Raw genomic sequence first — 21996 nt, forward strand, 5'->3', positions numbered from 1 at the left:
TCACAGGAACATCGGCAGCGGATTGAGGTCGTCGTACCCGTGCGGCTCGGTCAGCCGGCCGAGCCGCACGGGCACGTCGTAGAGCCGCCCGGGGGCGAACCGCGCCCAGAGCCCCCGCATCCCCGGCACGAGCACCTTGACCACGGGCAGGCCGATGTCGGGACGCGTCTGGTCGAGCACGAACACCTCCAGCCCGGCACGCTCGAGTTCCGCACGGACATCGACCGGCGAGCCGGCCTCGGGTGGCGCCGGGTCCGGGAGCAGGTAGAGGTGTTCGGCCACCGACGCGTCCCGCAGCCAGCGCACCGCGTCCGGGTCGCCGCCGAGCCGGCCGTCGAGCACCGCGGGCATCATCTGGTTCAGCTCGGTCAGCGCCCGCCGCAGCGCGACGGCCGGGTCGAGGTGGGCACCGAAACCCAGCATGATCTCTTCAGGTCCGTCGGTGCGCCGGGACAGCGCGACCACCACCGGCACGCCGAGGTCGGCCGTCACGTCGAGTGCCCACACCTCGCGCCCCAGCCCCGCGTGGACCTCGCGCAGCTCGTCGGTCCACGGGTCGCCGGCGAGGGCAACTCCCGGCTGCCGGGTGCGGTTGTACCACCAGAGCGCGACGGCGTCGCGTTCCACGACCTCCAGCATCCCCCGCAGCACCGCGTCTTCCAGGGAACTGCCCGCCGCGTTGCCGTTGGAGTCGGCGACGACGGACGCCGGCCCGGGCGCGCCGAAGTACAGCAGACCGGTCGGGAACAGCCGGTGCTCGCCGTGGGTGAGCGACCAGACCGGCGTCCAGTCGAGCACGGCGTCGTCGTCGAAGGGCTCGCAGACGAACTGGAACGGCCCGTGGTTCGCGTTCGTGCGCGCTCGGTCGGCGTACTGACGCTCGTGGAACAGCTGGCAGGTGTCCGGGTGCACCGCCTGGTCGCCCAGCGAACGGAAGCTGCCGCGCACCCCTTCCTCGTCGCCGTCGTACTGGCCGCTGTGGCGTTCGAGGCCTTCGCACAACGCGCTGACCTCGGCTTCCAGCGGCGTGGCGCCCTTGCCGCCGTTCTCCGCGCGCATCGCCGCGCCGAGCTGCGCCACGCCTCGGCGGCCCCGCGCGACGTTCGGCCCGGAGCGGACCGAGTTGAAGAACGCCGGCCCGTGCGGATCGTGCCGCAGCTTCTTGACGACGCCGGTCAGCGGGCTGACCAGGTGGCGATACGTCTCGAGCACCTGCTCCGGTGGCACTGCGCGGTGCTCGCCGAGGACCACGGGACGGCGGGTCCGCTCGCGCACCAGATCCGGGTTCCCGCAGGACGCGCACTGCGGCCGGACGCGCACCTCGTGCCGCTCTCCGCTCAGGTCCCGGCTGTCGAACGTCCAGAGCGCACGCTGGCCGGGGTACCGCTGCCCGGCCAGCCACTTGACCGCCTCCAGGGCCACGAGGTCGAGCGCGACGGCGGACAGCGACGGGAGCGTGACGTCGGGACGCGGAACCGGGCCGGGCAAGCCCAGCGCGTCCCGTACGTGGGCCTCCGCCGCCCGGTTGCCCCACAGCCGCGTGGCCAGGCAGTGCCAGCAGGGGCCGTCGCCGGGGGTGAAGAACGGGCCGAGCCACACCCGCGCGCCGACGGTTTTGGCCGGCAGCCACGGACGTCCGGCCGCGCGCTGCTCGAAGTCCACTTCGGACAGTCTTGGATCGAGATAATCGCCGCACAGCACCACAGTCAGGTCGGCGTCGCGATCGACGACCGTCAGCCCGGCCGCGCGGAAGGCCGCGGGATCCGCGCCCACGAGCGCGACCGTGCCGGACGCGGGCTCGACGCCCACCGCGTCCCAGTAGGCCGCTGCCGCCGGGTCGGCGCCGGGCGCCCGTACGCCGATCATCCCCTCTTCGGCCAGCCGGGTCAGCACCCCGGCGGCTTCGTCGGCGGGGACGTGTTCAGGCAGGTCACGGCGTAGCGCGGCGAAGTCCCGGGTGCCGTCGAGCAACGGGACCAGCGCCTCGACGTGCGGCCCGCTCAGCGCCGTGGCGCCGTCTTCGGAGAGCACGTACACCGCGTCGCCGGGCACCACCGCCGTGCTCAGGTGCCGCTTGAACCCGACCGGGTCGGTCACCCGGTGGCCGCGCCCCGCTCCGGGCCGTCGGTCAGGCAGGGGCTGACCGATCCGTCCCCCACGGACAGCAGCTGGGTCCCGGCCGTCGCGCGGCCGTCGAGGGGGACGACCGTCAGCCCGGGCACGCCGGCCGGCCCGGTCCCGAACGCCGCCGTCAGCGCGCTTTCGAACTCGTTCACAAGTACTCCTTCGTCCGTCCCCACGGCCATCTTCGCGGGACGGCGAGGAGTCCATAAGGGCCGGTCGGGGGACTCAGGTCAGCAGCCCGGTCAGCAGCACCGCGGTCAGCCGCCGAGTTTCCGTGTCCGTCCGTGCCGACGTCGTCGCCGTCAGCGCGAGCCGGACGTCCTCGAGCGACACCCGGGGCCGCAGGACGCCTCCGGCGCGGGCCCGCTCGACCAGCCGCGCGAACGCCTCGGCGTGCGCCTCGCGCCGGTCGGCGAACTCCGGTCCTTCGAGGACACCCATCAGCCCGGATTCCCGGACCCGCCATTCGCCGAAGCGGTGGAACGTGCGGGTGAGCGCGCGGCGGCAGTCCGGGTCGGCCAGCGCGCCCCGCAGCTGCTCCTCGCACCGGTCCACCTGGCCGGCGAGCACGGCCGCGAGGAGGTCGGCGCGGGACGGGAAGTGCCGGTGGACGGTCGCGGGCGCCAGGCCCGCGCGCCGCGCGATCTCCCGCACCGGCAGGTCCGGGCCGTGGCGCGCGAAGGCCGTGTGCGCGACCGCGACGAGGCGGCGGCGGTTGTCCTCGGCGTCCGCCCGGCGTTTCCGCGTCAGTTCGTCCCGCACGGCTCTCACTTCCCGCTCGTCGCCGGTGATCACTCCTAGCGTAGGCGCGGTCAGGGTGCCCGATGTGGAGGAGTGATCGTGTTCGCAACCCGGTTCGAGCGGTTCGGCCCGCCCGAGGTCCTGTCGGTCGGGTCGGTCGACGAGCCGCACGCCGGCCCCGGCCAGGTGCGGATCCGCGTGCGGGCGGCCGGCGTCTCGCCGGTGGACCTGGCGATCCGCGCCGGGAAGTCGCGCTCGCCCATCGCCTTGCCGCACATCCCGGGGGTGGACGCCGCGGGCGTCGTGGACGAAGCGGGCCCTGGCGTTTCGGTCGGCGACGAGGTGTTCGGCGCGGTCGACGTCGCCCGGCTCGGCGGGGCGACCGCCGAGTTCGCGGTGCTGGCGTTCTGGGCGCTCAAGCCGCCGTCGATGCCGTGGGAGCAGGCCGGCGCGGCGGGCACCGGGATCGAGACGGCCACCCGCGCGCTCGACCTCCTGGACGTCCGGGACGGGATGACGCTGCTGGTCGACGGCGCGTCCGGCGGGGTCGGCAGTCTCGTGGTGGGCCTGGCGCTCGCGCGGGGCGCACGGGTGATCGGGACGGCCGGCGACCTGGAGTTCGTCGAAAGCCTGGGTGCCACGCCGGTTCCGTACGGTCCCGGTCTGTCGTCTCGGGTGTCCGGCCGGGTCGACGCGGCGCTCGACGTCGCGGGCAAGGGCTCGCTGCCGGAGCTGGTCGCGCTGACCGGGACGCCGTCGTCGGTGGTCACGCTGGCCGACTTCAGCGGCCCGTCGCAGGGCGTTCGCGTGTCGGTCGGTGCGTTGGGCGGCGAGCCGGACGGGCGGCACGGCCTCGCGCTCGCGGCCGGGCTCTTCGAAGAGGGCCGGTTCCGGGTGCCGGTCGAGGAGGTGTTCACCGACGCGGCCGCCGCGCACGCCGCCGCCGAACGCGGGCCGCGGCGGGGGAAGCTGGTCGTGAGCGTCGGCGGGTAGTCATCGTCGGCGCGGATGCCGGCGCCGAGGGGGCGTGGTCGCGATCTCAGCCGCCCAGCCGGTGCACCCGCAGCGCCAACTGGATCTCCAGCGCCCGGTCCGGCGCCTGCCAGTCCTCCCCCAGCAGCGACGCCACCCGCTCCAGCCGCTGCACCACGGTGTTCACATGGACGTGCAACACATCCTTCGTCCGCGCCAGCTGCGAACCGTTCGCGAAGTACGCCCGCAACGTCGCCACCAGCTCCGTCCCCCGGCGCGCGTCGTAGTCCAGCACCGGGCCCAACGTCTGCCGCACGAACCCGTCCAAATCCGCGTGATCCCCCAGCAACTGCCCCAGAAACCCCAGCCCCGCCATCGCCGCGCCTTCGCCCGTCCGGCCCAACGCCAGCAGCGCCCGCACACACCGCGCCGCTTCCCCGTGCGCCGCCGCGATCGAGGACGGTCCGCTCGCCGGACCCGCCGCGCCCACCGTCACCGGGCGGCCCGTTGCCGCTCCGAGGTCGGCTGCCACGCGGTGAGCCAGCTCGTCCGGATCGCCTGCTCCCAGCAGCACAACCTCCTCCGCGTGCACCCCCACCAGCGTCGCGTGCCGGGCGGCCGCGCTCGCCAACCGCCGCCGCGAACCGCCGTCCGCGTGCGCCACCAGCACCGCGTGCGGCGCCGACAGGTCGATCCCCAGCCGGCGGCCGCGGGCCAGCAGCGCCCGCGGGTTGCGGTCGGGCGAGGTCAGCAAATCCGTCAGCAGCTCGCCGCGGACCTCGTCCTCGGCCCGCACCACCGACCGCCGCAACATCAGCAACAGCGCCGTCACGACGCCCGCGCGCTCGAACAGCCGCCGGTCCGGATCCGTGAGCCCGGCGCGGCCGGCCAGCACCAGGCTGCCCAGTGCCTCGGGACCGGCCTGCACCGCGCACACCCACGTGTCCTTTGTGGACACAGCCCGCCCGGCGGCGCGGGCCGCGGCGAGCGCGTCCGGGTCGAGCGCGGCCGGTTCCGCCGAGCTGGCCAGCAGCGTGCGGTCGGCGTCGTACACCGTGAGGCTGCCGTGCAGCACCCCGGCGACGGCCGCCGCGACGTCCGGCAGGTCGCCGCCGCGCAGCACCAGGTCGGTCAGCCGGTCGTGCGCGTCCTGGGCGCGTTCCATCGCCTCGGTGTGCGCGCGGATCGTCGCGTTGGCCTCGTTGAGCTCCGCGACGGCGCGGCGGGTCTGGTCGAGCAGGTTCGCGCTGTCGAGCGCGATCGCCGCGTGGTCGGCGAGCGACGACAGCAGCGCCACCTCGTCCGCGGAGAACTCCCGCGCGCCGCGATCCGACGCGAAGAGGACGCCGAGCACCTTCGGGCCGATGGCCAGGGGGACGCCGAGGATCGCGGTCAGGCCCTCGTCCTGGACGCCGGAGTCGATGTGGTGGGTGTGCTTGAACCGGTCGTCGTGGAAGTAGTCGGCCGTCGCGTACGGCCGGGCGGTCTGCGCCACCAGCCCGCCGAGGCCCTCCCCCATGCCGAGCACGATCTGCTGGAACTCCGCCGACACCGACCCGTCGCTGACCCGGACGTAGGTCTTGTTCTCGGCCTCGTTGTTCAGCGACAGGTACGAGACGTCGACGTTGAGCAGCGCCCGCGCCCGCCGGACGATCGAACGCAGCACGGTGTCCGGATCGGACAGTCCGGCGAGCTCGCTCGCGGTGTCGAACAGCGCGCCGAGCTGGGCCTCCCGCCGCCGGTGCTCGGCGAGCGTCTCGCGGATCCGCAGAGCCAGCTCGCCCGCGCTGGCCAGGGCGGTCAGGTCGGCCGCACCGAGGGCCCCTTCGGCGCGCGCGGCCACGACGACGTGCGCCAGCTGCTCGCTGCTGGCCCCGGAGGCGAGCAGGTCGAGCAGCCGGCGCACGGCGGTGGCGTTCTCGGGCGGTACGGTCACGGCCGTCATGCTAGGGCGAGACGGCCGTCGTCTCCGCCTCGACGGCATCGACACCAACGTCACGCAGCGACTCCCCACGGGTCTCGCGGGCCGCGAGCAGGGCGATCACCGTGATCAGGCACATCGCCGCGACGTACAGCGACACCGGGACGGTGCTCCCCCAGGCGGAGAACAGCGCGACGGCGATCAGCGGCGCGACGGCCCCCGCGGCGATCGACGACAGCTGGCCGCCGACCGAAAGCCCGGTGTAGCGCACCCGCGTCGGGAACTGCTCGGCGAAGAACGCGGCCTGCGGGCCGTACATCGCGCCGTGCAGCACCAGCCCGACGGTCGCGGCCAGCACGATCACCGCCGACGACTTCGTGTCGAGCAGCGCGAAGAACGCGAAGCTCCACAACGCCATCCCGATCGCGCCGAACAGGTACACCGGACGGCGCCCGACGCGGTCGGACAGCGCGCCCCACAGCGGGATCGTCACGAAGTGCACGGCCGAGCCGATCAGCACCGCGCTCAGGCCGACGCCCTTCGGCAGGTGCAGCCCGGTCGTGACGTACACGAGGATGAACGCGGTGATCACGTAGTACGAGACGTTCTCGGCCATCCGGGCGCCGATCGTGATCAGCACCTGGCGCCGGCTGTCGCGGAAGACCTCGACGACCGGGACCTGCTGGTCGGTGTTCCTGGCCTGCTTCTGGGCGGCCAGGAACACCGGCGATTCGGCGACGGCCAGCCGGATCCACAGCCCGATCAGCAGCAGCACGCCCGAGAGCAGGAACGGGACGCGCCAGCCCCAGGCCATGAACGTCGCGTCGGACTGCGTCGCCGAGAGGATCGCCAGGACGGCGGTGGCAAGGAGGTTGCCGCCGGGCGCGCCGCACTGCGGCCAGCTCGCCCAGAACCCGCGACGGCGGTCGTCGCCGTGTTCGGAGACGATCAGGACGGCCCCGCCCCACTCGCCACCGAGCGCGAAGCCCTGCACGAGGCGAAGCAGCGTCAGGAGGATAGGAGCCGCGACACCCGCGCTCGCGTACGTCGGCAGCACGCCCATCAGGCAGGTCGAGCCGCCCATCAGCACCAGGCTGACGACCAGGAGCTTCTTGCGGCCGAGCCGGTCGCCGTAGTGACCGAAGACCAGGCCGCCGATCGGGCGGGCGAGGAACCCGACGGCGTAGGTCAGGAACGCCAGCAGCGTGCCGGTCAGCGGGTTCGCCGTCGGGAAGAACAGCTTGTTGAACACCAGCGCGGCGGCGGAGGTGTAGAGGAAGAAGTCGTACCACTCGATGGTGGTGCCGATCAGGCTCGCGCCGACGATCTTGGCGATCGCCGACCGGTTCGGTTGACTCACTGCGGGCTCCACTTCCTTGTGGTTGAGCGGGTCTGAGTGGTTCAGGCAGCTGTCCAGCCGCCGTCGAGCGGGATGGACGCCCCGGTGACGTGGCCGGCGTGCGGCGAGCACAGCCACGTCACCAGGGAAGCGACGTCGTCGGCTTCGATGAGCTTCTTGATGGCGGCGCGCCGGAGGAGGACCTCGGCGACGACGTCCTCGCGCGGGATGTCGTGCTCGGCGGCCTGCGCCTCGATCTGCCCGTCGACGAGCGGAGTGCGGACGTACCCGGGGTTCACGCAGTTGCTGGTGACGCCGTGTTCGGCCCCTTCGAGGGCGGCGACCTTGGAGAGGCCTTCGAGCCCGTGCTTGGCGGCGACGTACGCGGCTTTGAAGGCGGAGGCGCGCAGCCCGTGGACGCTCGACATGTTGACGATCCGGCCGAAGCCCCGCGCGTACATCGACGGAAGCGTGTGCCGGATCAGCAGGAAGGGAGCGGTGACCATCAGCGCCTGGATGCGGGTGAACGCGTCGGGCGGGAAGTCCTGGATCGGCGCGACGTGCTGGATCCCGGCGTTGTTGACCAGGATGTCGACCTCGGTCGGGAGGGCGCCGATGGTGCCGGGGTCGGTCAGGTCGGCGACGTGCGCCCAGCCCCCGACCTCGCCGGCGACGGTTTCGGTGTGTTCGGCGTCGATGTCGACGACGTGCACCTTGGCCCCGGCCGCCGCGAGGGCGCGGACGCAGGCCAGGCCGATACCGCCGGCCCCGCCGGTGACGAGGGCGGTGCGCCCGTCCAGATCGCTGGTCATGGACGGGAACGGTAAGCGTGACCCCGGTCGCGGGCTATGTGCGAGGCAGCTACAGCTCGCGAAGATCTTGTGGGGTCGAGCGACATAGGACGATCAGGAAGGCATCCCACGATCGGGTGGAGATTTCGAGGGTGCCGCCGGGGCGGTCCTTGGTGTCGCGGATTTTTGCCGCAGGTCCGAGCGCCACTTCGACGCAGTTGTCCTTGCCTGAATAGCGGGACGTCCGCCACTCACCCATCCGTGCCTCCGAGTTCGGCGATCACCTCCCCGATGAACGCGCAGCTTTCCTGCTCGCTCAGGGCCAGCGCCGCCAAGGTCTTGGCGGCCGCGCGGTAGTCGGCGACCTGATCTGCAGCGTAGAGGTAAGCACTCGCCCGGAACTGCTCCAGGAAGACGATCGACGGCAGCCGCTCGAAGTCGAGGATCGCGAACGCCCCGCAAAGGCCCGGATGGCACCTCGCGCTACCGCGAAGAATCCGCAGCGAGATGTTCCGCCGCCGCGACAAGTCCAGCAGGAGCCGCAACTGGTCGGCCATGAGCGACGGTTCGATGAATCCGGGACGCAACACCGCTTCGCCGAGAACCGCCCCGTACGGGACCGGGTAAGGCCCGGTGAGCAGGTGCCGCCGAGCCTGCCGCGCCGAGGCCTGCCGCTCGACCTGCTCGGCCGGTAGACCGAGGCCCGCCAGCACGATCCGCGTGTAGGCGGGCGTCTGGAACAGCCCGGGAACGAGCACCGGTTCCCAGCCGAACATCTCGCTCGCCTCGCGCTCGTACTGGACATACGTGTAGTCCTTACGACCGGGCATCACCTTCTCGAGCCAGCTCACTTCAGCCGCGTTCTTGGCCAGGTCCAGCAGCCGCGCCCGTTCCCTCGGCTCGACCACCAGCACCCCCAACAGCAGAGCCACCTGCTCCACCTTGGGAATCCGCTTCCCGTACTCCCAATTGGAAAGCTCCTGCGGAAGCACTCCGATCAACCTCGCCAGTTCGCGCACGCCGAGGTCCCGGTCCGTCCGGCAGGCACGCAGCCCGAAGCCGAGCGCTCTCGCCCGGGGTGTCGCGAAGGGTGTCGCCATGACCGCATTCTGTCACCGGGGTCCGACAGTCCCGACCGCTCCACGTCGGCTGGTGTCACAAATCCGCGTCAGGTTTCCTGCAGGTCATGGACCCGGACCACGCCCTGCTGACCCGTCTGCGCGACCTGACCGAAACCCTGCCCGGCGACGTCTCCTGGCTCGCCGGCCCGCCCCTGCGCGCGGACGGCCTGCGCGACCTCGGCGAACGTCTCGCCTGCCTCGGCGCCGACCTGATCGGCCGGGCCGGCGCGCTCGACGAGATCGCCGCCGCCCGCCTGCCCGCCCACGGCTGGATCCCCGAGTGCGGACCGGATCCGCGCCGCCGTCTCGCGCACTACGTCGGCCGCGGCGAGGTCCGGCTCGGCCTCATCTACTTCGCGAGCTGCGGCGCGGGCTGCTTCCCGTTCTACGGCACCGATCCGGCCGAAAAGACCGTCCGGCACGAGCGGTGCGACAAGTGCGTCAAGGAGGCCTACCGTCTCACGAGCGTTCCTTCAGCACCGCCAGGTAGTGCACGTTCGTCATGACGCCGAGGACGTTGCCGAACGGGTCGACGACCGACGCCGTCACGAACCCGGGCCCCCGCTCGGTGCTCGGCTCGTGCTCCTTCGCGCCCAGCTCGTGCAGGCGCGCGACGGTCGCCTCGAGGTCGTCGACGTGCCAGTAGACGATCTCGCCGCTCGCGCCGCCCATGCTCGCCGGGACGTACTTGCGGTCGATCAGGCCGAGCTCGTGCTGGTAGTCGCCGATCCGGAACTCGGCGTACCCGGGCCGCTGGAAGTACGGCTCGATCCCGAGGAACTCGGTGTACCAGGCCTGCGCGGCCGCGTGGTCGTCGGCGAAGTAGGAGACGGTGGCCATTCCTCGCAGCATGGGTGTTCCTCTCAAGTGGTGTGGAGCCATCATGCGGGGTGAAAGTGTGCACCGAATGAGCACTTTGTTTGCGAGACTTCTCCCATGCGCGCCGACCGTCTCGTGGCCACCCTCCTGCTGATGCAGACGCGCGGCCGCGTCACGGCCGCCGAACTGGCGGCCGAGCTGGAGATCTCCGTCGCGACGGCCCGCCGTGACCTCGAAGCTCTCTCGACCGCGGGAGTGCCGGTCTACCCGCAGCCGGGCCGCGGCGGTGGCTGGCGGCTGGTCGGGGGCGCGCGCACCGACCTGTCCGGCCTGAGCTCGCGCGAGGCGCAGGCACTGTTCCTCCTGGCCGGCCCGGCCGCGGCGGCGGCCCCGGAGGTCAAATCGGCCCTGCGGAAGCTGATGGGCGCGCTGCCGGGCACGTTCCGCGCGGACGCGTCGGCGGCCGCCGACGCCGTCCTCGTCGACCAGGCGGGCTGGGGCGAGCGCGTGAAGGACCGGCCGCCGATCGTGTCGCTGCTGCGGGACGCCGTCATCGCGCGCCGGCGCGTCCGCTTCACCTACACCGGGAGCGAGCGGCTGGTCGATCCGTGGGGCCTGGTCGACAAGGACGACGTCTGGTACCTGGTCGCGGGGACGGCGAAAGGCCGCCGGACGTTCCGGGTGGACCGGATCGCCGAGGCGACCGCGACCGAGGACGCCGCGGACCGTCCGGCGGACCTCGAACTGGCGAAGGTGTGGGAGGAGGTCGTCGAAGAGATCGAACGGCGCCGGTCGCTGCTCACCGCGGACGTGGTGCTCGACCGCCGCTACTTCGGCGTGCTGCGCGACCGGTTCGGCCGGCACTGCGAACTGGTCGCGGACCTGCCGGACGACCGGGTCCGGGCCCGCGTCGCCGCCCCGGCGCCGATCATGATCGCGCAGGAGCTGGCGGGCTGGGGCGCGCTCGTCGAGGTGGAGTCGCCGGACTCCGTGAAGGCCGAGCTGGCCCGCCTGGGATCCGAGCTGATTGCCCGCTATGCCCCGAAATGACGTGAATGACTCATTCATGGCGTCCGGCGTCAGGAATGAGTCATCCACGTCATCGCCGGCGGCCCGCGCACACGCCCCGTGGCCGGTATCCTCGGTGAACGGCGTTAATCACTCCACAGTGGACATTAGGAGTACCTACTGCGAGTGTCCGTTACCCTCCGGTATCTGGCCGTTCGGAGTATCCGGGATCACCCGTTTGCTGTTACTGTGACGCCTCCGTGATCTGAACGTGTGTTCGGTGACACTGCTGTGACAGCCGGAGCTCCGCTCCGGGCCGGGGGCGCCGCCACCCGGACCCCCGAAAAGCGTGCGGTGAGGGCAGACGAAGATGCGTGACGATGTGGTCGAAGCGAGTGCGGTGGTCGGGCACACGCCGGACGTGGTGTGGCAGATCGTCGGGTCGCCGGAGTGGTACTCGAGGTTCGTTCCCGAGATCGCCGGGTGCGAGATCACCGAGCAAGCCGCGCGCGGCCGGGGGCCCAAGGGCGTGATCCGGATCGTGGCCGAGCGCGGGCGCATGATGGAGGCGCAGGTCCAGGCCGTCGTGTACCGGCCGGGCGAGCACGTCGTGTGGTGTGGCGTCCCGGACGAGGGCACGTGGGTCTCCCTCGAGCTGAGACCGCTGGCCGGCGGCAAGACCGAGCTGTTCGTCCGGATGATGCTGCCGCCGTCGCACCTGGATCTGGTGTCGTCGGCGAAGAAGGACGTGCGCGTCCTCGCGCGGCGCCTCGACCTGCACCTGGCCGGGCAGTCCGACCCCGACGCCGACCGCGACGGCAACAAGGCCACCAAGCTGCGCACCACGAGTATCCTGCTGCGCGCCGGCGTCCTCAGCGCGGGCCGGCCGGACAAGATCGCCCGCCAGCTCAGCTCGCTCGCCCAGTGGGGCGCCACCATCGCCGGCGGCTACCAGGCCGCCGCGGCCCGCGTCCCCGACGAGCCCGCGCTGCACGACGAGCGCAGCCTCCGCACGTTCCGGCAGGTCCAGGAGCGCAGCGACCGGCTCGCGAACGGGCTGAGCGAGCTCGGCGTCGGCGAACGCGACCGGATCGCGCTGATGTGCCGCAACCACGCCGCGATGGTCGAGTCGTTCGTCGCCGCCAGCAAGCTCGGCGCCGACCTGATCCTGCTCAACACCGGCCTGTCCGCGGCCTCGGTCAAGGACGTCCTCGCCGAGCACGAGCCGGCCGCCGTGCTGGCCGACGACGAGTTCGCGCAGACCATCGCGAACGTCCCGGGCGAGTTCGCCCGGATCAGCACGTGGCCGGACGCCGAAACCGGCTACCCGACCGTCGACGAGCTGATCCACGCCGCGCCCGCCGACCCGCCCAAGCCGGTCGCCCGGCCGGGCCGCGTGGTCGTGCTCACGTCCGGGACCTCCGGGACGCCGAAGGGTGCGCGGCGCCCCACGCCCAAGGGCATGGGGACGGCCGCGGCGATCCTCGACCGGATCCCGCTGCGCGCCGGCGACCGGATCCTCGTCGCGGCGCCGCTGTTCCACAGCTGGGGCCTGGCCGCGATGCAGCTCGGCATGGCGCTGCGGGCGTCGCTCGCGCTGATCCGCAGGTTCGACGCCGAGGAGACGCTGCGGGCGATCGCCGAGCAGAAGTGCGACGCGCTGTTCGCGGTGCCGATCATGCTGCAGCGGATCATGGACCTGCCCGAGCGGGTGCGGGCGCGCTACGACCTGTCGTCGCTGCGGATCGTCGCGAGCAGCGGGTCCGCGCTGTCCGGCACGTTCGTCACGCAGTTCATGGACACCTTCGGCGACGTCCTCTACAACTTCTACGGCTCGACCGAAGTGTCCTGGGCGAGCATCGCCGACCCGGGCGACCTGCGCGCGGCGCCGGGCACGGCCGGGCGCTGCCCGCTGGGCACGCGCGTCGCGATCCTCGACGAGGAGCGCAAGCCCGTCCCGCCGGGCGGTGAAGGCCAGATCTTCGTCGGCAACGACATGCTGTTCGACGGCTACACGAACGGCACGGACCCGGCGCGTGCGGCGGACCTGATGGCCACCGGCGACGTCGGCTACCTCGACGCGGCGGGCCGGCTGTTCGTCACCGGGCGCGCCGACGAGATGATCGTGTCCGGCGGCGAGAACGTGTTCCCGCGTCCGGTCGAAGAGGCGCTGGTGGCGCTGCCCGGCGTGCACGACGCGGCGGTGGTCGGCGTGGCGGACGCGGAGTGGGGCCAGCGCCTCGCGGCGTACGTCGTCCCGCGGCGCGGCGCTTCGCTGCACGCCGAGGACATCCGGGCCTACATCCACCAGCGGCTGGCCCGGTTCGCCGTGCCGCGCGACGTGTACTTCGTGCCGGACCTGCCCCGCAACGCCACGGGCAAGATCCTCAAGCGCCTGCTGCACGACGACACCTGGCCGGCGACCTCCGACTACTGATGCCCGAACACACCCCCGACCGCCGCTGGCGCGCGACGGACCCGAAAATCCCGGACGACGTCCGCGACCGCCTGCAGAAACACGGCGTGAGCGCCGGGAAAGCGGCCTCGCCGAGCTCGATCAGCCGACCGGCTGACGCAACACGGTCTTGAGCTTCGCGGGCTCGGTCTTCCGCGGGTCGCCGAGGTAGACCTCGTGGTGCAGGCCGGCCGGCTCGAGTCCGTGCTGCACGAGGAATTCGTCGTGCAGACGCGCGAGGATCGGACCTTCGTCGTCGTACGAGCCGATGTGGAGCGCCTGCGCGCAGCGGCCCTCGTGCAGTTTCTCGAGCCGGACGGGCGCGTCGATCTTCTTCTTGCGCTTCACCGATTCCCGGGCTTCCTCGACGGCGTCTTCGCCGATCGTTCCCGGGAGCGAGATGAGCATGGTCCACTGCCAGGAGTCCTTGGCCCGCACGGTGAACGCGGCGTAGTCCGCGGCCCACCACAGGCCTTCCAGCGGGCCGACGACGAAGTCTTCACCGGTCCGTTTGGCCGTCATCTTGATCGTGTAGGCGAAGGCGTAGAGGGCTTGAACGGCGTTCTGGTAGCTGTCCGCGGTGTTCGGGTTGCCGCGGCCGTCGATCGCGAGGAACTGCTGCTCGGGGACGTCGAGCAGGGCCCAGTCGGTGTTCTTCGGCGCGTACAGCTGCTTCAGGTCTTTCTTGACGTCGTAGGGCATCGGGTTCCTTTCCCCAGTTCATGACCAGACCACCTGTCACCCGCGGCGGTTCGCGCGAGCGTCGCGAATGACTCATTCGGGACCTCGCACGCCGCGAATGAGTCATTCGCGGCACCCGGCTTCGCCGAATGCCTTACCCCGCGGCCGCCGGGTCGCCGGGCCGATGACCAGCCCTCAGCCCTTCCAGCCACTCGGCTTCCGCTTCGAGCTGCTTGATCGAGTAGTCGAAGATCGCCCGGACGAACGGCGGAGCGTCGGCTTCGGCCGCGCGGCGGACTTCGGCGAGCCGCTCCTCCACCGCCTCGACGCGCCGGGCCAATGCCGCTTCAAGCCGTTCGGGCGGGATCGCCGGGCTGTTGGCCAGCCCGATCAGCACGGGCGGGTGCACCGGGCGGAGTTCGGCGATGGCCGCCTCCGCGGCCGCCGCGCACGCTCGCCGGCCCGCGTCGGTCGCCGTGTACGTCTTCTTGGCCTTCGCGTGCGCCCGCTCCCCCGCGGCCTCGGCGACCAGGCCGCGGTCGCGGAGTTTGCCGAGCACGTAATAGATCGAACTGAAGCCGAGGGCGGTCCAGTCGCGCATGCCGCGCTCCGCGATCACCTCGTCCAGTTCGTAGCCGTGCCTCGGCCGCTCCACCACCAGGCCGAGCACGGTCAGCTCCGCATCGGTCAGCACGCTTCTATTCTAGCACTAGAATAGTCAGGTGCCGGAAATTGTCGGTGGGTGCTGGCATGCTTCAGCGAGGACCGGAAAGCGAGGACGAACAGTGGGGGGACAGGTGGTGACGGCGGTGCCGTGGACCGCGGAACGCGTGGCCGGGCTGGCGCCGGATCCCGCTTCGGAGAAGGCGGGCCGGGCGCTGGCCGCGCCGGCGAAGTGGTCGGGCGCGGGTGCGTCCGAAGACGCCGTGTGGGGCTTCTGCCAGGGCAGTGGCAAGAAGCCGTACCAGACGTGCGTCGAGCTGGCCGAGCCCGCGTTCCGGTGTTCCTGTCCCAGCCGGAAGTTCCCGTGCAAGCACGCGCTGGGGTTGCTGATGTTGTGGGCCGCGCGGCAGCTCGACCCGGCCGAGCCACCCGAGTGGGTGCACACCTGGCTCGCCGAACGCGCCGATCGCGCCCAGCGGGCGGAGAAACGGGCGGAAGCGGCCGGGCCGAAGGACGAGGAAGCGGCCGCGCGACGAGCTTCGGAGCGGGTGGCGCGCGTCGAAGGCGGCGTCGCGGAGCTGAAGGTCTGGCTGACCGACCGCATCGGCGCGGGCTTCGCCGGTTTCGAGCGCAGTGGCGGTGACGAGCTGCGCACGGTCGCGGCGCGGATGGTGGACGCACAGGCGTCCGGCCTGGCGGGCGGTCTCCGGCGGGCGGCGGGGATCGTCGGCCGTCGCGACTGGCCGGAGGCGCTGCTCGGCGAGTTGTCGTTGCTGTACCTGCTGGCGGACGCGGCGACCCGGCTGGATTCGCTGCCGGTGCCGTTGGCGGAGACCGTCCGGACCCGGCTGGGTTTCTCGGTGGAGACCGCCCGGGTCCTGGAGAGCGGCGAGCGCGTGTCGGACGAGTGGCTGATCACGGGCGCGGCCGACGAGGAGAACGACCGGTTGCTCACGCGCCGCACGTGGCTGCGCGGGCGGCTCACCGGCCGGGACGCGCTGGTGCTGTCGTTCGCTCCGCCGGGGCGGCCGCTGGACGCGTCGTTGCCACCCGGGCACTTCCTGACGGCGGAGCTGGCGTTCTACCCGGGTGCGGCGCCGATGCGAGCCCTGGTGGCGGAGCGCGGAATCCCCTTGCCGGCCCCGGCCGCCGAGGGTGGCTCGATCTCGGACGCACTGGCGGCGTACGCGCGGGCGATGGCGGCGGACCCGTGGCTGGAACGCTGGCCGGTACTGCTGTCGGGGGTGACGCCCGCCGAGCACGCGGGTGGGTGGTGTCTGTCCGAAAAGGACGGGACGGCGCTGCCGCTGGTGCCGTACGCGTTCCCGTGGTCGCTGCTGGCGATGTCGGCGGGCAAGCCGCTGACGGTGGCGGGCGAGTGGAGCCAGTCGGGGTTGCGGCCGCTGATGTGCTGGCAGGACGACCGGGCGGTCCGGCTGTGAACGAAAAGCTGCGCGCCCTCCGACCGAGAAGCCGGAAGCCGAACCCACCCCGCGCGGAGATCCCTGCCGCACCACCTCACCAACCCCGGAAGGCGGTGAAGCCGTGAAAGCCTGGGAAGACCTCGTCGGCACCGCGCTGCTCGGCACCCGCCGGCGCACCCTCGACCCCGCCACCCAACCGCCCGCCGTCCGAAACCTCATCGAAGACCGCGAAGACCCCGCCGAACAGCTCCTCGCCGCCGCGGCCGTCCTCACCACCTACCGGCGCGCCGGGCGGCGTGCGCAAAGCGATGTCCGCCCCCTGCCCGTCGCCGCGCCGGACGAACGGCCCTTCGTTCCTCCCCTCGCGCGCGAACGGCTGGCCCGGCTGCTCGCCGCCAGCCATCCCGATCTCCTCCTCGAGTGGCTCGGCATCGTCGCCGGCACGGACTACCGCGTCCCGCCCGAAACCCTTCCCCTGCTCGCCGAAGCCGCGCGCAGCAAGGCCGCCCTGCGAGGGCCGCTCGTCGCCGTCGCCGGGCCCGTCGGGGCCTGGCTCGGGCAGCGGAATCCCGACTGGGCTTTCCTCTGCGCGCCGGCCGAGGCGGAAAAAGACGTCTGGCAGTACGGCAGCCTCGCCCAGCGCCGCCGCTGGCTCGCCGCCAAGCTGGCCGACGATCCGAGCGTCGCCCGCGAAGCCCTCCAAGGATCCTGGAAGAGCGAACCCGCCGACGTCCGCTCGGACTTCCTCGGCGTGCTCGCCGGGCACGTCGGCGCCGAGGACGAAACCTTCCTCGAAGCCGCCCTCACCGATCGCGCCGCCGCCGTCCGCGAACGGGCCGCCGAGCTGCTCGGCCGGCTGCCGGGCACGCGGTACGGCGAGACCATGGCCGACCGGCTGCGGCCCCTGGTCCGCCGGAAGGGCCGGGTGCTCGAAGTCTCCGTCCCGCAAGGCGAACGCGGCGAAGGCACCGTCCGGCTGCGCACCCTCGCCGCCGCCGCTCCGCTGGCCTTCTGGACCGAGTTCGGCCCGCCCGCCGAAGTCGTGCGGATGACCGTCGAGGGCTGCCCGGCCGGCGTGCTGCGCGACTCTTGGGCCACCGCGGCCCTGCGCCAGCGCGACGAAAGCTGGGCGCACGCGCTGATCGGCGCCGATCCCGGCGGCCGCACCACGCCCCCGCTGCTCGGCGTGCTGAGCCCGGCGAGCCAGGCCGCCACCATCGGACACTTGGTGAGCCGGCTGCCGGTCGAGTCGTTCGCGCGGCTGGTGCACGAGCTGCCCCGGCCGTGGACGAAAGAACTCGGCACCGCCCTGCTCGACTGGATCGCCCGCCAGGACGACCACCGCCTCGTCTCGCACGCCGCCGTCGTGATCGCCCGCGCGGTCCCCGCGGCGTGCCTGCGCCACCCGCTCGCCACCACCCGCCTGACCATGGACGCCGGTCCGTGGCGCCGGGCGCTCACCGAAACGCTGAACTTCCGCCGCGAAATGTACGAGGAGCTCGCATGACTGCCCCCACCGTCCTCCGGCCGCACGCCGAACAGGACCACGCCGCCGAGCTCGCCGCGCTGGCCGCCGCCGACGACCGGGTCAAGCCGCCCAGCTGGAACCTGTCCCCGTGGGCCGTCGTCGAGTACCTGCTCGGCGGCACCCTGCCCGACGGCACCGTGATCACGCCGAAGTACGTCGGCCCGCGGCGGCTGATCGAGGTCGCCGTCGCGACGCTGGCCACCGATCGCGCGCTGCTGCTGCTCGGTGTGCCCGGCACCGCGAAGACGTGGGTGTCGGAGCACCTTTCGGCCGCGATCAGCGGGGATTCGACGCTGCTGGTGCAGGGCACCGCGGGCACGTCGGAGGAGTCGATCCGCTACGGCTGGAACTACGCCCGGCTGATCGCCGAGGGCCCGAGCGCCGCCGCGCTGGTCGAAAGCCCGCTGCTGCACGCGATGCGGGACGGCAAGCTCGCCCGGCTCGAAGAGCTGACGCGTATCCCGGCCGACGTCCAGGACTCGCTGATCACGATCCTGTCCGAGAAGACGCTGCCGATCCCGGAACTCGGCACCGAGATCCAGGCGCGGCCGGGCTTCAACCTGATCGCCACGGCGAACAACCGCGACAAGGGCGTCAACGAGCTGTCGAGCGCGCTGCGGCGGCGGTTCAACACCGTCGTGCTGCCGCTGCCGGACAGCGCCGAGGCCGAAGTCGAGATCGTCAGCCGGCGGGTCGCCGAGCTGGGCGCGTCGCTGCAGCTGCCCACGGAAGCCGCCGAGCTGGCGGAGATCCGGCGGGTGGTCACGGTGTTCCGCGAGCTGCGCTCCGGCCGCACCGAAGACGGCCGCACGGCGGTGAAGTCGCCGTCCGGCACGCTTTCGACGGCCGAGGCGATCAGCGTGCTGACCGGCGGGCTCGCGCTGGCCACGCACTTCGGTGACGGGGTGCTGCGCCCGCACGACATCGCGGCCGGCATCCACGGCGCGGTGGTCAAGGACCCGGTGGCCGACCGCGCGATCTGGATCGAATACCTCGAGACGGTCGTCCGCGAGCGCGACGGCTGGGCCGACTTCTACCGGGCGGGCCAGGAATTTTCGTGACGACGCACCTGCTCGGCATCCGCCACCACGGCCCGGGTTCGGCCCGGGCCGTGGCGGCGCGGCTCGCCGAGCTCGAACCCGACGTCGTGCTGATCGAGGGCCCACCCGAGGCCGACGTCCTGGTCGAGCTGACCGAAGACCCGGCGATGGCGCCGCCGGTCGCGCTGCTGGCGTACGCGACCGACGACGTCTCGCGCGCCGCGTTCTGGCCGTTCGCCGTCTTCAGCCCGGAGTGGCAGGCGCTCGCCTACGCACGCGAAGCCGGGATCCCGGTGCGGTTCTGCGACCTGCCGGCCGCGAACACGTTCGCCGCGGGGCCGGACGAGCACGGCGGGCCGCCCGGTGACCCGCTGGCCGCGCTGGCCTCGGCCGGCGGCTACGACGACCCGGAACGCTGGTGGGACGACGTCGTCGAGTCGCGGCGCGGCGACGACAACCCCTTCGAGGTGATCGCCGAGGCGATGACCGCGTTGCGGGAGGACGAAGAGCCGCCGCGCGGCACCGAAGCGCGGCGCGAGGCCTACATGCGCTCGGTGCTGCGCCGCACCCGCAAGGACGGCTACGAGAACATCGCCGTCGTCTGCGGCGCCTGGCACGTGCCCGCGCTGGCCGACCCGCTGCCGCCGGCGTCGCACGACCAGACGGTCCTCAAAGGACTGCCGAAGCGGAAGGTCGCGTGCACCTGGGTGCCGTGGACCCACGGCCGCCTCGCCACGGCCAGCGGCTACGGCGCGGGCGTGCGGTCGCCGGGCTGGTACCACCACCTCTTCACCACGGCCGAAAACGTCACCACGCGCTGGCTGACGGGCGTCGCGGGGGTGCTGCGGGAGGAGGACCTGCCCGTCTCGACCGCGCACGTCATCGAGGCGGTCCGGCTGGCCGAGACCCTGGCCACGCTGCGCGGGCGGTCGTCGGCCGGGCTGGCCGAGGTCACCGAAGCCACCCGATCCGTGCTCTGCGGCGGTGACGAGGTGCAGGTCGAGCTGGTCACGCGGCGGCTGGTCGTCGGCGAACGGCTCGGCGAGGTGCCCGACCGCGTGCCGCAGCCGCCGCTGGCCGCGGACCTGACCGCGACGGCGAAACGCCTGCGGCTCAAGAAGGACCCGATGGTCAAGGAGCTCGACCTCGACCTGCGGACGCCCGGCGGGCTCGACCGCTCGAAGCTGCTGCACCGGCTGCGGATCCTCGGCATCGAGTGGGGCAGCCGGGAGGCGTCGGCGCGGCGGAACAAGGGCACGTTCCGGGAGACCTGGGCGCTGTGCTGGGAGCCGGCGTTCGAGGTCGACCTGGTCGCGGCGGCGGTGCACGGCACCACCGTGCCGTCGGCGGCGACTTCCGCGGTGCGCGACACCGTCGAGGGCACGCCTCCGCTCGACGAGGTGACCACGGCCGTCGAGAACTGCCTGCTCGCCGACCTGCCGGAGGCGCTGCCCGAAGCGCTGGCGGCCCTCGACGCGCGAGCGGCGGCGGACGCGGACGTCGCCCGGCTCATGTCGGCGCTGCCCGCGCTGGCCAGGGCGACCCGGTACGGGAACGTGCGCGGCACCGACACCGGTGCGCTGCGCGCGGTCGCCGACCGCATGCTCGACCGGATCTGCGCCGGGCTGCCGCCGGCGACGCACGGGATCGACGACGACGCCGCGGCCCGGATGGCCCAGTTGGTCGACGGGGTGCACGACGCGACGTCCCTGCTGGGTGACGACCCGAAGACGCGCTGGCTCGCGGCGCTGGCGCGGCTGGCCGAACGGCCGTCGCTGCCACCGCTGCTGGCCGGCCGGCTCACCCGGATCCTGCACGACGCCGGGCGGCTCGACGCGCTGGACATCGAGCTGCGGCTGGGCCGTGCGCTGACGCCGGGCATCGCGCCGTCGGCGGGCGCGGCGTACGTCGAGGGCTTCTTCGACGGCGGGGCGCTGCTGCTGGTGCACGACGAAGGCCTGCTGCGGGTGATCGACGCGTGGCTCGCGGCGATCCACGACGACGTCTTCACCGAGGTGCTTCCGTTGCTGCGCCGCACTTTCGGGGCGTTCAGCGGACCCGAGAAGCGGGCGATCGGGCACCGCGCGGCCGGGCTCACCGGCACCGCGGCGGTCGCGGCGACGGCCGAGGAACTGGACGAGGACCGGGCGGAGCGGGTGCTGCCGGTTCTCGCGACGCTGCTGGGAGTGGGGGCACGATGAGCGCGGACACCGAGCGCACGCGGCGCTGGCGGCTGGTGCTGGGCGGCGAGGGCGCGGGTCCCGGGTCGGAGCTGGCCGACGCCGAACTGTCCGATGAGGACAGTGGGGTCGACGCGGTACTGGCCGCCCTCTACGACAAGCCGGACGAGGAAGCGGCGGGCGGCCCGCGCAGCGCGAACCTGGGGGCGTCGGCGCCGCGGGTCGCACGCTGGCTGGGCGACATCCGGCGCTACTTCCCCAGCACCGTCGTGCAGGTGATGCAGCGCGACGCCGTCGACCGGCTGGGGCTGACCCGGATGCTGCTGGAGAAGGAACTGCTCTCGGCGGTCGAGCCGGACGTCCACCTGGTCGGGACGCTGCTCTCGCTGAACGGGGTGCTGCCGGAGGAGACCAAGGAGACCGCGCGCGAGGTCGTCCGCAAGGTGGTCGAGGAGCTGGAGGAGCGGCTCGCCGAGCGCACGCGCGCGGCGATCAAGGGTGCGCTGGACAAGGCGTCGCGCACGCACCGGCCCCGGCCGGGCGACGTCGACTGGGCGCGCACGATCCGCCGGAACCTCAAGCACTACTCACCCGAGCTGGGCACGATCGTGCCGGAGCAGCTGGTCGGTTTCGGCCGGCGTCAGCAGGCGGTGCAGCGCGACGTCATCCTCGCCGTGGACCAGTCGGGGTCGATGGCGGAGTCGGTCGTGTATTCGGGGCTGTTCGGCGCAGTGCTGGCGTCGATGCGGGCGCTGCGGACGTCGTTCGTCGCGTTCGACACGGAGGTCGCGGACCTGACCGAGCACCTCGCCGACCCGGTCGACGTGCTGTTCGGCACCCAGCTGGGCGGCGGCACCGACATCAACCGGGCGATCGCGTACTGCCAGGGCCTGGTCGGCCGGCCCGAGCAGACGCTCCTGGTGCTGATCAGCGACCTGTACGAGGGCGGCGACGAAGACGAGCTCCTGCACCGGATCGGCGAGCTCGTCGGCGCGGGTGTCCAGGTGGTGACGCTGCTGGCGCTGTCCGACTCGGGCGCGCCGTCGTACGACCACGAGAACGCGGCGGCGCTGGCGGAGCTGGGCGTCCCGGCGTTCGCGTGCACCCCGGACCAGTTCCCGGAGCTGATGGCGGCGGCGATCCGAGGTGACGACCTGCAGGCCTGGGTGGCCCGCGAGACCAGCTGAGT

Annotated in this window: 20 protein-coding genes; 9 read left to right on the forward strand and 11 right to left on the reverse strand. The window is 72.8% G+C overall.

Features of this window, described 5'->3' with window-relative positions; all coding sequences use genetic code 11:
- The 3 genes from AB0N03_RS33650 to AB0N03_RS33660 all read right to left on the reverse strand — a co-directional run bounded on the left by AB0N03_RS33650 (position 1) and on the right by AB0N03_RS33660 (position 2886).
- Positions 1 to 2097: a TOMM precursor leader peptide-binding protein gene (locus tag AB0N03_RS33650; RefSeq protein WP_364380195.1), complete on the reverse strand. Its 2097-nt coding sequence runs from the start codon at positions 2095 to 2097 to the stop codon at positions 1 to 3.
- Positions 2094 to 2276, reverse strand: coding sequence for a hypothetical protein (locus tag AB0N03_RS33655; RefSeq protein ID WP_364380197.1), 183 nt, complete (start codon positions 2274 to 2276; stop codon positions 2094 to 2096). Before AB0N03_RS33655 ends, AB0N03_RS33650 begins: the two co-directional genes overlap by 4 nt.
- 73 nt (positions 2277 to 2349) lie before the next feature.
- Positions 2350 to 2886 carry a helix-turn-helix domain-containing protein gene (locus tag AB0N03_RS33660; RefSeq protein WP_364380200.1) on the reverse strand — a complete coding sequence of 179 codons (537 nt, stop codon included), beginning with the start codon at positions 2884 to 2886 and terminating at the stop codon, positions 2350 to 2352.
- Between the two features lie 78 nt (positions 2887 to 2964).
- On the opposite strand from AB0N03_RS33660, the gene AB0N03_RS33665 reads away from it, so the two are divergent.
- Complete coding sequence (locus AB0N03_RS33665; RefSeq protein WP_364380203.1) at positions 2965 to 3858, forward strand: NADP-dependent oxidoreductase; 894 nt, start codon at positions 2965 to 2967, stop codon at positions 3856 to 3858.
- Between the two features lie 46 nt (positions 3859 to 3904).
- On the opposite strand, the gene AB0N03_RS33670 is transcribed toward AB0N03_RS33665, so the two are convergent.
- From AB0N03_RS33670 to AB0N03_RS33690, 5 genes are read right to left on the reverse strand one after another with little or no spacing between them, the layout of a single operon-like run.
- Positions 3905 to 5782: a GAF domain-containing protein gene (locus AB0N03_RS33670; protein ID WP_364380206.1), complete on the reverse strand. Its 1878-nt coding sequence runs from the start codon at positions 5780 to 5782 to the stop codon at positions 3905 to 3907.
- Between the two features lies 1 nt (position 5783).
- Positions 5784 to 7118 (reverse strand): MFS transporter, encoded by a 1335-nt coding sequence (locus AB0N03_RS33675; RefSeq protein WP_364380209.1) that lies wholly within the window; start codon positions 7116 to 7118, stop codon positions 5784 to 5786.
- A 41-nt stretch (positions 7119 to 7159) separates the two neighbouring features.
- Positions 7160 to 7909: a 3-hydroxybutyrate dehydrogenase gene (locus AB0N03_RS33680; RefSeq protein ID WP_364380212.1), complete on the reverse strand. Its 750-nt coding sequence runs from the start codon at positions 7907 to 7909 to the stop codon at positions 7160 to 7162.
- A gap of 49 nt (positions 7910 to 7958) precedes the next feature.
- Positions 7959 to 8147 (reverse strand): DUF397 domain-containing protein, encoded by a 189-nt coding sequence (locus tag AB0N03_RS33685; RefSeq protein ID WP_364380215.1) that lies wholly within the window; start codon positions 8145 to 8147, stop codon positions 7959 to 7961.
- Positions 8140 to 8988, reverse strand: coding sequence for a helix-turn-helix transcriptional regulator (locus AB0N03_RS33690; protein WP_364380218.1), 849 nt, complete (start codon positions 8986 to 8988; stop codon positions 8140 to 8142). The genes AB0N03_RS33685 and AB0N03_RS33690 overlap by 8 nt, the downstream gene beginning before the upstream one ends.
- Before the next feature lie 86 nt (positions 8989 to 9074).
- Between AB0N03_RS33690 and AB0N03_RS33695 the strand changes: the two genes are divergently transcribed.
- Complete coding sequence (locus tag AB0N03_RS33695) at positions 9075 to 9515, forward strand: hypothetical protein (protein WP_364380221.1); 441 nt, start codon at positions 9075 to 9077, stop codon at positions 9513 to 9515.
- Here AB0N03_RS33695 and AB0N03_RS33700 read toward each other — a convergent pair.
- Complete coding sequence (locus AB0N03_RS33700) at positions 9469 to 9861, reverse strand: VOC family protein (protein WP_364380224.1); 393 nt, start codon at positions 9859 to 9861, stop codon at positions 9469 to 9471. The genes AB0N03_RS33695 and AB0N03_RS33700 overlap by 47 nt on opposite strands.
- Before the next feature lie 84 nt (positions 9862 to 9945).
- Between AB0N03_RS33700 and AB0N03_RS33705 the strand changes: the two genes are divergently transcribed.
- Both AB0N03_RS33705 and AB0N03_RS33710 read left to right on the forward strand, forming a co-directional pair.
- Positions 9946 to 10878, forward strand: coding sequence for a WYL domain-containing protein (locus AB0N03_RS33705; protein WP_364380227.1), 933 nt, complete (start codon positions 9946 to 9948; stop codon positions 10876 to 10878).
- 328 nt (positions 10879 to 11206) lie between these two features.
- The gene (locus AB0N03_RS33710; protein WP_364380230.1) at positions 11207 to 13273 is read left to right on the forward strand and encodes an AMP-binding protein; all 2067 of its coding nucleotides are present in this window, start codon (positions 11207 to 11209) and stop codon (positions 13271 to 13273) included.
- A 120-nt stretch (positions 13274 to 13393) separates the two neighbouring features.
- Here the strand turns inward: AB0N03_RS33710 and AB0N03_RS33715 are convergent, their stop codons facing one another.
- Both AB0N03_RS33715 and AB0N03_RS33720 read right to left on the reverse strand, forming a co-directional pair.
- Complete coding sequence (locus AB0N03_RS33715; protein WP_364380233.1) at positions 13394 to 13993, reverse strand: GyrI-like domain-containing protein; 600 nt, start codon at positions 13991 to 13993, stop codon at positions 13394 to 13396.
- 133 nt (positions 13994 to 14126) lie between these two features.
- The gene (locus AB0N03_RS33720) at positions 14127 to 14666 is read right to left on the reverse strand and encodes a PadR family transcriptional regulator (protein ID WP_364380236.1); all 540 of its coding nucleotides are present in this window, start codon (positions 14664 to 14666) and stop codon (positions 14127 to 14129) included.
- Between the two features lie 91 nt (positions 14667 to 14757).
- On the opposite strand from AB0N03_RS33720, the gene AB0N03_RS33725 reads away from it, so the two are divergent.
- The 5 genes from AB0N03_RS33725 (at position 14758) to AB0N03_RS33745 (ending at position 21994) form a co-directional block, all read left to right on the forward strand.
- Positions 14758 to 16077 (forward strand): SWIM zinc finger family protein, encoded by a 1320-nt coding sequence (locus tag AB0N03_RS33725; protein ID WP_364380238.1) that lies wholly within the window; start codon positions 14758 to 14760, stop codon positions 16075 to 16077.
- Between the two features lie 103 nt (positions 16078 to 16180).
- Positions 16181 to 17566 (forward strand): DUF5691 domain-containing protein, encoded by a 1386-nt coding sequence (locus AB0N03_RS33730; RefSeq protein ID WP_364380240.1) that lies wholly within the window; start codon positions 16181 to 16183, stop codon positions 17564 to 17566.
- Complete coding sequence (locus AB0N03_RS33735) at positions 17563 to 18648, forward strand: AAA family ATPase (protein ID WP_364380241.1); 1086 nt, start codon at positions 17563 to 17565, stop codon at positions 18646 to 18648. Before AB0N03_RS33730 ends, AB0N03_RS33735 begins: the two co-directional genes overlap by 4 nt.
- Positions 18645 to 20828 (forward strand): DUF5682 family protein, encoded by a 2184-nt coding sequence (locus tag AB0N03_RS33740; RefSeq protein WP_364380243.1) that lies wholly within the window; start codon positions 18645 to 18647, stop codon positions 20826 to 20828. Before AB0N03_RS33735 ends, AB0N03_RS33740 begins: the two co-directional genes overlap by 4 nt.
- Complete coding sequence (locus tag AB0N03_RS33745; RefSeq protein WP_364380245.1) at positions 20825 to 21994, forward strand: VWA domain-containing protein; 1170 nt, start codon at positions 20825 to 20827, stop codon at positions 21992 to 21994. Before AB0N03_RS33740 ends, AB0N03_RS33745 begins: the two co-directional genes overlap by 4 nt.
- The last annotated feature ends 2 nt before the right edge of the window (positions 21995 to 21996 follow it).

The sequence above is a fragment of the Amycolatopsis sp. NPDC051061 genome (assembly GCF_040682935.1).
GTDB lineage: Bacteria > Actinomycetota > Actinomycetes > Mycobacteriales > Pseudonocardiaceae > Amycolatopsis.

Coding starts and splice junctions, on each gene's coding strand:
- AB0N03_RS33670 (WP_364380206.1), bottom strand. CDS start 5,782: ATGACGGCCGTGACCGTACCGCCCGAGAACGCCACCGCCGTGCGCCGG.
- AB0N03_RS33680 (WP_364380212.1), bottom strand. CDS start 7,909: ATGACCAGCGATCTGGACGGGCGCACCGCCCTCGTCACCGGCGGGGCC.
- AB0N03_RS33685 (WP_364380215.1), bottom strand. CDS start 8,147: ATGGGTGAGTGGCGGACGTCCCGCTATTCAGGCAAGGACAACTGCGTC.
- AB0N03_RS33690 (WP_364380218.1), bottom strand. CDS start 8,988: ATGGCGACACCCTTCGCGACACCCCGGGCGAGAGCGCTCGGCTTCGGG.
- AB0N03_RS33695 (WP_364380221.1), top strand. CDS start 9,075: ATGGACCCGGACCACGCCCTGCTGACCCGTCTGCGCGACCTGACCGAA.
- AB0N03_RS33700 (WP_364380224.1), bottom strand. CDS start 9,861: ATGCTGCGAGGAATGGCCACCGTCTCCTACTTCGCCGACGACCACGCG.
- AB0N03_RS33705 (WP_364380227.1), top strand. CDS start 9,946: ATGCGCGCCGACCGTCTCGTGGCCACCCTCCTGCTGATGCAGACGCGC.
- AB0N03_RS33710 (WP_364380230.1), top strand. CDS start 11,207: ATGCGTGACGATGTGGTCGAAGCGAGTGCGGTGGTCGGGCACACGCCG.
- AB0N03_RS33715 (WP_364380233.1), bottom strand. CDS start 13,993: ATGCCCTACGACGTCAAGAAAGACCTGAAGCAGCTGTACGCGCCGAAG.
- AB0N03_RS33735 (WP_364380241.1), top strand. CDS start 17,563: ATGACTGCCCCCACCGTCCTCCGGCCGCACGCCGAACAGGACCACGCC.
- AB0N03_RS33745 (WP_364380245.1), top strand. CDS start 20,825: ATGAGCGCGGACACCGAGCGCACGCGGCGCTGGCGGCTGGTGCTGGGC.